This is a genomic window from Bradyrhizobium sp. USDA 3256 (genome assembly GCF_054058275.1).
The window spans coordinates 1,467,964-1,479,843 of sequence record NZ_JBSSAE010000002.1 but is presented as its reverse complement, the minus strand read 5'-3'; the positions used below and the strand labels follow the sequence as shown (position 1 = coordinate 1,479,843).

General features: G+C 65.9%; 11 protein-coding genes. 10 read left to right on the top strand and 1 reads right to left on the bottom strand.

The genetic code is table 11. The annotated features are described in order from the left end of the window. Positions 1–69 precede the first annotated feature (69 nt). From ACVWY5_RS08725 to ACVWY5_RS08695, 7 genes are read left to right on the top strand one after another with little or no spacing between them, the layout of a single operon-like run. A complete protein-coding gene (locus ACVWY5_RS08725) occupies positions 70–342 on the top strand; it encodes a helix-turn-helix domain-containing protein (protein ID WP_038377518.1) in 273 nt (90 codons plus the stop codon). Continuing rightward, the gene (gene hyfB, locus ACVWY5_RS08720; protein WP_028334456.1) at positions 339–2,354 is read left to right on the top strand and encodes a hydrogenase 4 subunit B; all 2,016 of its coding nucleotides are present in this window, start codon (positions 339–341) and stop codon (positions 2,352–2,354) included. Before ACVWY5_RS08725 ends, hyfB begins: the two co-directional genes overlap by 4 nt. Then, positions 2,345–3,301, top strand: coding sequence for a respiratory chain complex I subunit 1 family protein (locus tag ACVWY5_RS08715; protein WP_028334457.1), 957 nt, complete (start codon positions 2,345–2,347; stop codon positions 3,299–3,301). The genes hyfB and ACVWY5_RS08715 overlap by 10 nt, the downstream gene beginning before the upstream one ends. Further along, positions 3,301–3,963, top strand: coding sequence for a hydrogenase-4 component E (locus tag ACVWY5_RS08710; protein ID WP_028334458.1), 663 nt, complete (start codon positions 3,301–3,303; stop codon positions 3,961–3,963). Before ACVWY5_RS08715 ends, ACVWY5_RS08710 begins: the two co-directional genes overlap by 1 nt. After that, on the top strand, positions 3,960–5,408 hold the full coding sequence (locus tag ACVWY5_RS08705; protein ID WP_028334459.1) for a hydrogenase 4 subunit F: 1,449 nt from the start codon (positions 3,960–3,962) through the stop codon (positions 5,406–5,408). The genes ACVWY5_RS08710 and ACVWY5_RS08705 overlap by 4 nt, the downstream gene beginning before the upstream one ends. Positions 5,409–5,426: 18 nt before the next feature. Then, on the top strand, positions 5,427–6,938 hold the full coding sequence (locus ACVWY5_RS08700) for an NADH-quinone oxidoreductase subunit D-related protein (RefSeq protein WP_028334460.1): 1,512 nt from the start codon (positions 5,427–5,429) through the stop codon (positions 6,936–6,938). A 12-nt stretch (positions 6,939–6,950) separates the two neighbouring features. Continuing rightward, complete coding sequence (locus ACVWY5_RS08695; RefSeq protein ID WP_028334461.1) at positions 6,951–7,484, top strand: NADH-quinone oxidoreductase subunit B family protein; 534 nt, start codon at positions 6,951–6,953, stop codon at positions 7,482–7,484. A 49-nt stretch (positions 7,485–7,533) separates the two neighbouring features. Here the strand turns inward: ACVWY5_RS08695 and ACVWY5_RS08690 are convergent, their stop codons facing one another. Next, positions 7,534–8,544 (bottom strand): LacI family DNA-binding transcriptional regulator, encoded by a 1,011-nt coding sequence (locus ACVWY5_RS08690; protein ID WP_028334462.1) that lies wholly within the window; start codon positions 8,542–8,544, stop codon positions 7,534–7,536. A 98-nt stretch (positions 8,545–8,642) separates the two neighbouring features. Between ACVWY5_RS08690 and ACVWY5_RS08685 the strand changes: the two genes are divergently transcribed. The 3 genes from ACVWY5_RS08685 (at position 8,643) to ACVWY5_RS08675 (ending at position 11,852) form a co-directional block, all read left to right on the top strand. Then, a complete protein-coding gene (locus tag ACVWY5_RS08685; RefSeq protein ID WP_028334463.1) occupies positions 8,643–9,515 on the top strand; it encodes a phytanoyl-CoA dioxygenase family protein in 873 nt (290 codons plus the stop codon). Positions 9,516–9,641: 126 nt separating this feature from the next. Next, positions 9,642–10,988, top strand: a complete 1,347-nt coding sequence (locus tag ACVWY5_RS08680) for an MFS transporter (RefSeq protein WP_028334464.1) — start codon at positions 9,642–9,644, stop codon at positions 10,986–10,988. Between the two features lie 3 nt (positions 10,989–10,991). Next, a complete protein-coding gene (locus ACVWY5_RS08675; RefSeq protein ID WP_028334465.1) occupies positions 10,992–11,852 on the top strand; it encodes a sugar phosphate isomerase/epimerase family protein in 861 nt (286 codons plus the stop codon). Positions 11,853–11,880: the final 28 nt, after the last annotated feature.

Here is an 11,880-nt window from a genome sequence, read left to right as displayed (position 1 = left end):
ACATCATTACTTGGTGTGTATAAATGACATCCAAATTGACGCGACTCTCACATCGACGGCCATTAATCGATGATCACCGCGGCGCAGCTACGAGCGGCCAGAGCCTTGCTCGGCATCGACCAACGGCAGCTCGCCGAGCTGTCCGGACTTTCGGTGCCAACCATCCAGCGGATGGAGGCGAGCGAAGGTACCATTCGCGGCAACGTCGACTCGCTCGTGAAACTGATCGACGCGCTCGGCACAGCCGGCGTCGAGGTCATCAATGAGGGTGCCGTCAGCAACGGCGGCGGCCGCGGGGTGCGATTGAAGGCCGGATCAGGCTCACCGACGGTGCAGACATGATCCCGGCGGTCACTCAGCAGATCTGGTGTGTAGCCGCCCTGCTGGGAACGACCGCTCTCGCGATTGCAGCGAGCAGATCGCGCCAATCGACAGCCATCGTCTACGGCACGACCTTTTCGATTTCGCTGGTCGCCTTGGCCGGGGCCCTGCTCGCGCTCATCTCCCGTACCAGCGCGACAGAACTGGCTCTGCCGATCGGCTTGCCCTGGCTGGGATCGCATTTTCGCCTTGACGCGCTCGCCGCATTCTTTCTCGTCGTGGTCAATCTCGGCGGTGCGGCCGCAAGTCTTTATGGCCTCGGCTACGGCAGCCACGAATCCGCGCCGCAGCGCATCCTTCCCTTTTTCCCGGCGTTCCTGGCCGGCATGAATCTCGTCGTGCTCGCCGACGATGCGTTCACCTACCTCTTGTGCTGGGAATTCATGTCGCTCGCGTCGTGGGCGCTCGTCATGGCGCATCACCGTGACGCGGATAACGCCCGCGCAGGCTACGTCTATCTCGTGATGGCAAGCTTCGGAACGCTGGCTCTGTTGCTTGCCTTCGGCCTGCTGGCGGGAGCCGGCGGCAGCTACAGCTTTGCGGCCATCCGCGCTGCTCAGCACACCCCGTCCGAAGCCGCACTGGTGCTCGCGCTGATGCTGCTCGGCGCCGGGTCGAAAGCCGGCCTGATCCCGTTGCACGTGTGGCTGCCGCTGGCTCATCCCGCCGCGCCGAGCCATGTCTCGGCGCTGATGAGCGGCGTGATGACGAAGGTTGCGATCTACGGATTCATCCGGATCGTATTCGATCTGCTCGGGCCGCCAAGCTGGTCGGCGGGTGTCGCGGTTCTCATCCTCGGCGGCGCCACCGCCGTCATGGGGATCCTCTACGCGCTGATGGAGAAGGATCTCAAGCGCCTGCTCGCCTACAGCACGATCGAGAACATCGGCGTCATCTTCGCAAGCCTCGGCCTTGCGCTGGCATTTCAGGCGAACGGCCTCGGCCTCGCGGCAGCCCTCGCCTTCACGGCCGCATTGTTCCACGTGCTGAACCATTCGTTCTTCAAGAGCCTGCTGTTCTTCGGGGCCGGCGCGGTGCTGACGTCGACCGGCGAACGCGACATGGAGAAGCTGGGCGGCCTGATCCACCGCATGCCGCTCACGAGCTTCGTCTTTCTGGTCGGCTGCGTCGCGATCTCGGCGCTGCCGCCGTTCAACGGGTTCGTGTCGGAGTGGCTGATGTTTCAGGCCGTCCTGCAGAGCCCCGATCTGCCGCAATGGCTGCTGAAGATCATGGTGCCCGCGGTCGGCGCCTTGCTGGCGCTTGCCGCGGCGCTTGCCGCCGCATGCTTCGTCAAGGCTTTCGGCGTCACGTTCCTCGGCCGCGCGCGGAGCCCGGCCGCAGAAGCCGCCCGCGAGGTCGATCGCTGGTCGCTCGCCGCGATGTTCAGCCTCGCCGCACTCTGCTTCCTCGCCGGCATTGTGCCGGGCCTGGTGATCGACGCGCTTTCGCCGGTTGCGCAGGCCGTGATCGGCCACCGGATGCCGGTTCAGCTGGACGACGCCTGGCTCTCGATCGTTCCGATTGCGGAGAGCCGCAGTTCCTACAACGGATTGCTCGTCTTTGCTTTCATCACCGCCGCGGCGTCGCTCGCGGTGTATTTTATCCATCGCTTTGCGTCGCGCGCGATCCGGCGCGGACCGGCCTGGGGTTGCGGCTTCTCCGACCCGACACCGGCAGCGCAGTATTCCGGCGTGAGCTTCGTGCAGCCGATCCGGCGCGTGTTCGGCACGCTGGTGTTCCAGGCCCGCGAGCATGTCGACATGCCCGCGCCGGGCGAGATGCGGCCGGCCCGCCTCAAGGTCGATATGCACGATCTGGTCTGGGAGCGGCTCTACACACCCGTGACTGAAATGGTGTGGTTTTTCGCCGACCGGCTGAACCAGCTCCAGTTCCTGACCATCCGCCGCTATCTCAGCCTGGTGTTCGCAACCCTCGTCACATTGCTGCTGGCGCTCGCGATATGGTCGTGATCTCGGACATCCTCGTTCAGTTGGGCCAGATGGCGCTTGTGCTGCTGCTCGCGCCGCTGCTGACCGGTGTCGTGCGCAAGATCAAGGCCCGCCTGTTGCGGCGGAAGGGACCGTCGATCTTCCAACCCTACCGCGACCTGCTGCGGCTGCTGCGCAAGGAGGTCGTGCTCGCCGAAAACGCATCCTGGCTGTTCCGCGTCACGCCCTATGTGACGTTCGCGGCCATCTGGGTCGCGGCGGCGCTGGTCCCGACATTTGCGACCGGACTGCAATTCAACTGGAGCGCCGACCTGATCGCGATCGTCGCCCTGCTCGGAAGCGCGCGGTTTTTCCTCGCGCTTGCCGGCATGGACGTCGGCACCAGCTTCGGCGGCATCGGCTCCAGCCGCGAGGTGATGATTGCCGCGCTCGCCGAGCCGGCCATGCTGTTGATGGTGTTCTGCGTCGCGCTGATTGCCGGCTCGACCCAGTTATCGACGGTCGCAACCTTCATGGCGTCGTCGGAGGTCGGACTGCGCGTCTCGCTCGGCATGGCGATGATCGCCCTCATCATGGTGGCGCTCGCCGAAAACGCCCGCATCCCGGTCGACAACCCGGCGACGCATCTGGAGCTGACCATGGTGCACGAGGCGATGATCCTCGAATATTCCGGGCGTCACCTCGCCATGATCGAGTTCGGCGCCTTCCTCAAGCTGCTGCTCTACATCTCCCTGATCATCTGCGTGTTCTTCCCGTGGCAGATCACCACGGAAGGCGCGGGGCCGCTGTCCTATCTCGTCAGCGTTGCCGCCTACATCCTCAAGCTTGCGGTCGCGAGCTTTCTCCTTGCCGTGTTCGAGACCGCGACGGCCAAGATGCGGGTGTTCCGCGTCCCCGAATTCCTCGGCGCGGCGCTGATGCTCGGCCTGCTCGGCACGCTGCTTCGGTTCGTGTCACGGGGCTTCTGATGCACAACCTCGCCTTCGACATCGCCCATCTGCTCGCCGGCGGGCTCGTGCTGATCAGCTTCATGATGCTGTACCAGGACCGCCTGTATGCGCTGCTGAACATCTTCGCACTTCATGCCGTGGTGCTCGCAGCTTCCGTCGCCTGGCAGGCCTTCATCCAGAATGCGCCGTATCTCTACGTGACCGCGGCCATCGCACTGGTCTTCAAGGCGATCGTCATCCCGGTGGCGTTGCATCGGATCATCAAGCAGCTCGGCATTCATCGCGATATCGAGACCGCGGTGAGCATCGGTCCGACCATGCTTGCGGGCATGGGGCTCGTCGCCCTGTCCATGGTGCTGATGCTGCGCGTCACCGGCGCGGCCGATCCGCTGGCGCGGGAAGACCTCGCCTTCGCGCTGTCGGTGGTGCTGCTGGGATTGCTCGTCATGGTGACGCGGCGCAACGCCGTCAGCCAGGTCGTCGGCTTCATGTCGCTGGAAAACGGCCTGGTGCTGGCGGCGACCGGCGCCAAGGGCATGCCGCTCGTCGTCGAGATCAGCGTCGCCTTCTCGATCCTGATCGCGTTCATCGTGATCGGCGTGTTCCTGTTCCGCATTCGCGAGCGGTTCGACACCGTCGACGTCGGCGCGCTCGATGAATTCAGGGGGGAGCGCCGATGACTGCCGCGTCGGATGCCGTCACCTGGGTTCTTTTGATACCGATCACCGCCGCGGCGGTGCTGGCCGCGCTGCCCGGCTACCGGTTGACCGCGGGTCTCAACATCGTGGCCAGTCTCGGCACCTTGCTGGCAGCGCTTTCGCTGCTCGTGGTCAAGCGCCCGCAACCCGGCCAGTACCTGCTGATCGACGATCTCAACATCGTCTTCATCGTGCTCAACACCTTCGTGGGATTCACCACGAGCGTGTTCAGCGCGAGCTATATCGCCCATGAGCTCGAGACCGGACGGCTGACGCCGGGCTATCTGCGATTTTACCATGCCATGTATCAGGTGATGATGTTCGGCATGAACCTCGCATTCGTGTCGAACAATATCGGCCTGATCTGGGTCGCGGTCGAGATCGCGACGCTCACCACCGTGCTGATGGTCGGCATCTACCGGACCCATGCGGCGCTGGAAGCGGCCTGGAAGTATTTCATCCTCGGCAGCGTCGGCATCGCGCTGGCGCTGTTCGGCACGATCCTGGTGTACATGGCGGCCCTGCCGGTGGTCGGCGAGGGTCAGGACGCCATGGTGTGGACGGTGCTGATCAGCCGTGCGGCGACGTTCGACCCGGCATTGCTCAACGTCGCCTTCATCTTCCTGCTGCTCGGATACGGCACCAAGGTCGGCCTGGCGCCGCTGCACGCCTGGCTTCCGGATGCACATGCCGAGGGCCCGACCCCGATCTCCGCCGTGCTTTCCGGCCTGCTGCTCAACGTCGCGCTCTACGCGGTGCTCCGCTTCAAGATCCTGCTCGCCGCCAATCCGGATGCGATATCGCCGGGCCCGCTGATGGTGACCATGGGGCTGACCTCGCTGCTGTTCGCCGCCTTCATGCTTTACCGACGGCGCGACATCAAGCGGCTGTTCGCCTACTCCTCGATCGAGCATATGGGCATCATCGTGTTTGCGTTCGGCATGGGTGGCCCGCTCGCCAACTTTGCCGGCCTGCTGCACATGGTGATGCACAGCCTCACCAAGTCGGGAATCTTCTACGCGGTCGGTCACATCGCACAGGTGAAGGGCACGCAGCGGATCGCCAACATTCGCGGCCTGACCGAGTCGCATCCGGCACTCGGCTGGAGTCTCGTGATCGGCGTGGTCGCGATCGCCGGCCTGCCGCCGCTCGGTATCTTCATGAGCGAATTCCTCATCGTCAGCTCCACCTTCGCGCGCCAGCCGCTGCTCGCCATCCCGCTGGTGTTCGGCCTGCTGCTCGCCTTCGGCGCGCTGATCCTGCGCCTGACCAGCCTTGCGTTCGGCGAGCCGCGCGGCAATGCCGCGCCGGCGGATGCGTCCTATTTGCCGATGTTCGCGCATTTCGCGCTGGTGCTGACTGCGGGCATCTACCTTCCGGGACCGCTGGTCGTCTGGTTCCAGCACGTCGCCAACCTGCTGGGTTAGCGCGAGGGAGAACGGGATATGCCGAGGTTGATCGATCTGATCCGGGCGGGCCACAGGATCGAACGGCATCATCCATGGCCGCGCGCCGTGGTGGACGGCGATACCTGGCGCACCACAGCTCACGCATTTGCGGATGGCGGCCTGAGCCTGCTCGGGCTGTGGGGTGAGCCGTCGCGCGTGCACATGGCCATCCTCGACGAGCGCACGTCCGATATCGGCGTGATCAGCCTGGATTGTCCCGATCGCCAATTTCCTTCGGTTGCGGCCCATCATCCGCCGGCGCTTCGATTGGAGCGCACATTGCATGACCTCTTCGGATTGCAGGCTATGGGCATACCGGATTCCCGCCCCTGGCTCGACCATGGCCGTTGGCAAACGCGCTTCCCGCTGGGCGAACGTCTCGATGCATCGGCGGACGCCGCGCCTTATCAATTCCTTTCGGCCGAGGGGGACAGTCTGCATCAGATCGCCGTCGGTCCGGTGCATGCCGGCATCATCGAGCCTGGGCATTTCCGCTTTACCGCGAGCGGAGAGACGGTGGTCCGCCTCGAGCAGCGGCTCGGCTACACCCACAAGGGCGTCGAAGGGCTGATGACCGGGAGCACGATCGAGCAGGCCGCGCGGCTCGCCGGCCGGGTCTCCGGCGACAGCACGGTCGCCTATGGGCTGGCGTTCGCGCAAGCCGTCGAGGCCCCGCAGCGGATTGCCGTGCCGCCGCGCGCGCTGTTGCTGCGCGCGCTGATGGCCGAACTCGAGCGGCTGGCCAATCATCTCGGCGATATCGGCGCGATCTGCAACGATGCGTCATTTGCGCTGATGCAGGCGCATTGCGCCGTGCTGCGCGAATCCGTGCTGCGCGCGGCCGACGCTGCATTCGGCCACCGCCTGATGCGCGACCTTGTCGTGCCCGGCGGCGTCGCGCGCGATATCGCCGGCGATGGAGCCGACGCGATCCGGGCCGCGCTCGACCAGATCCGCCGGCATTTCCCTGCGCTGGTCGAGCTCTATGACAACACCGCCTCGTTGCAGGACCGCACCGTCAGCACCGGCATCGTTGCTCCAACGCTCGCCCGGCAATTCGCCGCCGGGGGCTATGTCGGGCGCGCGAGCGGCCGCGACCATGATGCCCGACGCAAGCCCGGCTATCTCCCCTATGACGGCCTCCGCTTCGAAGTCCCCGTCCTCAGCGACGGCGACGTCAACGCCCGGGTCTGGATCCGGATCCGCGAGGTTGAGCAGAGTCTTGCGCTGGCGTACCAGATCCTCATTGGCCTCGAGGCCGGCCCGGTCAAAGTGCCGCTGCACAGTGCGGCAGAGCCCTGCGAAGGCATGGCGCTCGTCGAAGGTTTCCGCGGCGACATCCTGGCCTGGCTGCGCCTGAACGGCGATCGGATCGAGCGATGCCATCTGCGCGATCCGTCGTGGTTTCAGTGGCCGCTGCTCGAGGCGGCCATCGAAGGCAACATCGTGGCGGACTTCCCGCTCTGCAATAAGTCGTTCAACTGTTCCTATTCCGGGCAGGATCTCTGAGGGCTTGAGGCGATGCGCAAACTTCTGTTCCAGAGCCTGTTTCGCCAGCCATTGACGGAGCAGGCGCCGCGCCCGGACGACGCTGCGCTCGCGGAGCTCGCGGCCATGGTCGGCCACACCGCACGACGACGCCTCGGCCGCAGCCTCTCGATCCGCGAGGTTGATGCAGGCTCCTGCAATGGATGCGAGCTGGAAATACACGCGTTAAGCAATGCGTATTACGACGTCGAACGGTTTGGAATCCGGTTTGTCGCCTCGCCCCGTCACGCCGACGTGCTGCTGGTCACGGGTCCGGTCACCAAGAACATGCGCGAGGCGCTGGAGCGCACCTACCGTGCGACGCCGGATCCCAAATGGGTCATCGCTGCGGGCGATTGCGCCAGGGATGGCGGATGCTTCGCCAGCAGCTACGCCGTGGTTGGCGGGGTCTCCGCGGTTGTTCCGGTCGATCTCCACATTCCGGGTTGCCCGCCTTCGCCGATCGCCATCCTGCGGGGCCTCGTGACCTTGCTCGAGGCGGTTGACTCCGGGGTCGCGGCAAGGTGAAAGCGCGGAAAGGGACGAGCACCTCCGCCCGCACCATGGACGAGGCGCGCTAGCCGCTGTCGCGCAGCACCAGCTCGAAGCCGAGATCGACGCGGCGCTCGCCGCCGCGCTCCAGCGTCAGCGTCGCCGCGGTGCGGCCGATCGCGTCGCCATGCACGCTGATCGTGCTCAGCGTCGGCGAGATCAACTGGCCCATTTCGAGATCGCCAAGCCCGATCACGGCGACCGGTTGCGCCGATGCAGGCCCGTCGCGCAGCAGCCCAGCCTTGCGCAGCCCGGACATGAAGCCGATCGCATGCGCATCGTTGGCGGCGAACACTGCGTCGACACCGGGCAGGCGTGCATGCGCCGCCACGCTGCCGGAATCCTTGCGGTCCAGGATCAACCGGCGCGGCTCGGCAAGGCCGCTGGCCAGCGCCTCGTCCCTGAAGCCGAACCAGCGGCGCGTGCCGCGCGGATCGTCGCCGCCGATGAAGGCGAGCTGCCTGCGGCCCTGCGCGACCAGATGCTTCGCGACGGCGACACCGGCCTTGTAATTGTCGAAGCCCGCGACCGCGTCGATCGGGTTTGCCGGCAGATCCCAGGTCTCGACGATCGGAATGCGCGCATTGCGCAGCAGGCGGCTGCCCTCCTCGGTCGCCGGCGAGCCGACCATGATGATCGCCTCGGGCCGCCGCGACAACAGCGCCGCCAGCATGCGGTCCTCGCGTGCCGCGTCATAGCGCGACTGCGCCAGGATCACGGAGAAGCCGAGCGGCTCGAGCTTGTCGGACAGGCCCTGCACCGTGTCGGCGAAGATCGAGTTGGCGATGGTCGGCACCAGCACGCCGACCGAATTGGTCCGCGCGCTCGCCAACGCGCCCGCCACCAGGTTCGGGACATAGCCGAGATCGCGCATCGCCCGCTCGACCCGCGCCCGGGTCTCCGGGGCGACCAGGTCGGGCATCCGCACCACCCGGCTCACCGTGATCGAGGAGACGCCGGCGCGCTTGGCCACCTCTGAAAGGGTGGGCGCGGCACCGGCCGGGCCGGTCCCGGGGGCGGTCAGTTCGGAGCTCATGGGCTGGAGCCTGCACGATTCCGGGTTGCCAAGCCATGATGTTAGCGCTAGCATCACCTTATGTTAGCGCTAACATGAAACAAAAATGGAGAAACGGCATGATTTCGGACGAACAGGCCCAGGCTTACAAGCGCGACGGGGTGATCGTGGTCCCCGAGGTGCTCAACCAGGAGACCTTAGGCAAGGTGCGCACGGTCCTCGCGGAGCTCGTGGCCGGCGCCGCCAGCGTGAGCGAGCACACCGACGTCTACGACCTCGAGCCGGGCCATTCGCCTGACAATCCGCGCGTCCGCCGCATCAAGGCGCCGCACAAGGTGCATCCGATCTTCGACGAGATCGTGCGCAGCCCCGCCGTGATCTCGATCCTCACCAAGCTGATCGGCCCCGGCCTTCGCCTGCACGGCTCCAAGCTCAACATGAAGTCAGCGCAATACGGCTCGCCGGTCGAGTGGCATCAGGACTGGGCATTCTATCCGCATACCAATGACGACATCCTCGCGATCGGCGTGCTGCTCGACGATTGCGACATCGAGAACGGCCCGATGCTGGTGACGCCGGGATCGCACACCGGCGCCACGATGTGGGATCATCACGGCGAGGACGGCCACTTCGCGGGCCTGATCGATCCGGACCAGATCCAGGACGACATCAAGCGCGCGGTGCCCTGCATGGGCAAGGCCGGCAGCATGTCGTTCCATCACGTGCGCGCGCTGCACGGCTCGGCGACCAACACGTCGAACCGGCCGCGCAACCTGCTGCTCTATGAAGTGGCCGCCAGCGACGCCTGGCCGCTGATGGGCGTCAAGGACTTCGACGAATTCAACAGCCGCCTGCTGGCGGGCCCTCCAGTGGTCGCGCCGCGGCTCACCGACGTGCCGGTGCGGATGCCACTGCCGCCGGCCAAGCGACAGGGATCGATCTACGAGACCCAGTCGGCATCGAAGAAATCCTACTTCACGCGCGCCGCTTAAGACCGACCACAATGCCCGCGGCCAGGCCGCGGGCATTGCCGCTTTCACGAGCACGATCCGCCGCGACAACTGCGGAGATCGTGCCCGATCAAAACGACCATAAAAACCAAAACAACGGGGAAACGAATGACCGAGATGGCAAGAGATGGCGCTCGCACATCGCGCCTGCGTGTGATCCTGGCCGCAAGCATCGGCTCCGCGCTCGAATGGTACGACTTCTTCCTCTACGGCACCGCAGCGGCGCTGGTGTTCGGCGAGCTGTTCTTTCCGAAGAGCGATCCGGTGGTCGGCACGCTGCTGTCGTTCCTGACTTTCGGCGTCGGCTTCGTGGTGCGGCCGTTCGGCGGCCTTTTGTTCGGCATCCTCGGCGATCGCTATGGCCGCAAGCCGGTGCTGGTCTCCACACTCCTGATGATCGGCATCGGCACCACCGCGATCGGCTTCCTGCCGACTTATGGGCAGATCGGGATCTGGGCGCCGATCCTCCTGGTCGCGATGCGCGTCATCCAGGGTCTCGGCGCCGGCGCCGAGTATGGCGGCGCGGTGATCTATCTGGTCGAGAACGCACCGCCGAAGCATCGCGGCTTCTGGGGCGGCTTCGCGCCGCTCGGCGTCTCCGTCGGCAACCTGCTTGCGGCCGCCGCCTTTGCGCTGGTCACCATGCTGCCGCGCGAGGATTTGATGAGCTGGGGCTGGCGCCTGCCTTTCCTGGCGAGCTTCCTGCTGATCGTCGTCGGCATCTTCGTCCGCATGCGCATCACCGAGACGCCGGTTTACACCGAGGCGGTGGTCGCGCGCGGCAAGGTCGAAAGCAATCCGGCGATGGAAGCGTTGCGCCGGCATCCGCGCAACTTCTTCGTCGTGCTCGGCGCCCGCATGGCCGAGAACGGGCTCGGCTATTTCTTCCCGGTGTTTGGGCTGAGCTACGTGATCACCACGCTCGGCGTGCCCAAGGCGGAGGCGCTCAGCGCGCTGATGCTGGCATTCACGGTCGAACTGTTTGCGATCCTCGGCTTCGCGGCATTGTCTGACCGGATCGGACGGCGGCCGGTCTACATGTTCGGCGCGCTGGCCGGCGTGGCGCTCGCCTTCCCGTTCTTCTGGATGGTCGGCACCAAGGAATGGATCATGATCGCGCTCGCCTTCATCCTGGCGCGCGCCGTGGTGACCGCGGCGATGTTCGGGCCGCAGGCGGCGTATTTCGCCGAGCTGTTCCCGCCACAACGCCGCTTCGCGGGCTTTGCCTTCGCCCGCGAGCTCGGCTCGCTGCTATCGGGCGGTCCGGCGCCGTTCGTCGCCACGGCACTGGTGGCAGCCTACGGCACCTGGTGGCCGGTCGCCTGCTACGCGATGTTCCTGTCCGCCTGCACCGTCGTTGCGATCTGGATCGGGCCCGAGACCTACCAGGAGAACATCGCCGCCGACGAAGGCGAACATGCCGAGCTGCCCACGGCGATCCCGGCGCGGGCCTGATCGGTGGCGCAGCAACTGCGTGTCCTGCAGTCGCTCTGGGCGATGGAGCGGCGGCTGGCGGATGAGGGCGAATGGCCGCTGCAAACCCAGCTCGCGATGATCCGCGATGCCGGGTTTGACGGTGCCGGCGTGCGCTTCATCGATCCTGTCTTTGCGCGCGAGGTGACGAGCTTCCTTCGCGCGCATGGCATGATCTGGCAGGCGCAATGCTACCCGAAGAGCGTCGACGACCTGAAACCGGTTCTCGAGCTGGTCGCCCGGCTCGGCGCCGATCATGTCAACCTGCAGCCGGACGCTCGGCCGCGCCGGCTCGCAGCTTGCATTCCGCTGCTCGAAGGCTGGCGGCGGCTTGCCACGGACGCCGGCGTCGCCGTGCACGTCGAAACCCATCGCGACCGCATGACGACCGACCTGTTCTTCATGCTCGACCTGCTCGACTGCTTTCCCGATCTGCGGCTCACCGCCGATCTCTCGCATTATCTGGTCGGCCGCGAATTCGCCTGGCCGGTCGACGACGTCAACCACGCGATGATCCATCGCATCCTCGACAATGCCTGGGGCATCCATGGCCGTATCGCGAGCCGCGAGCAGGTGCAGATCTCGCTCGGCTTTCCGCAACACCAAGGCTGGGTGTCGCTGTTCATGGGTTGGTGGGACTACGGTATCCGCTCGTGGCGGAAACGTGCCGGTCCCGACGCGACCCTGACCTTCCTGTGCGAGCTCGGTCCCCCGCCCTATGCCATCACCGGGCCCGACGGCAGGGAACTGTCCGACCGCTGGCAGGACGCGCTGGTCATGAAGGACATGATCCGCGCGCTGTGGGATCGTATCGCGAACGAGCCGCAAGGCCCGCTCCCGCATTGATTCAAACAAGCCGCGGCGGCATCCTGAA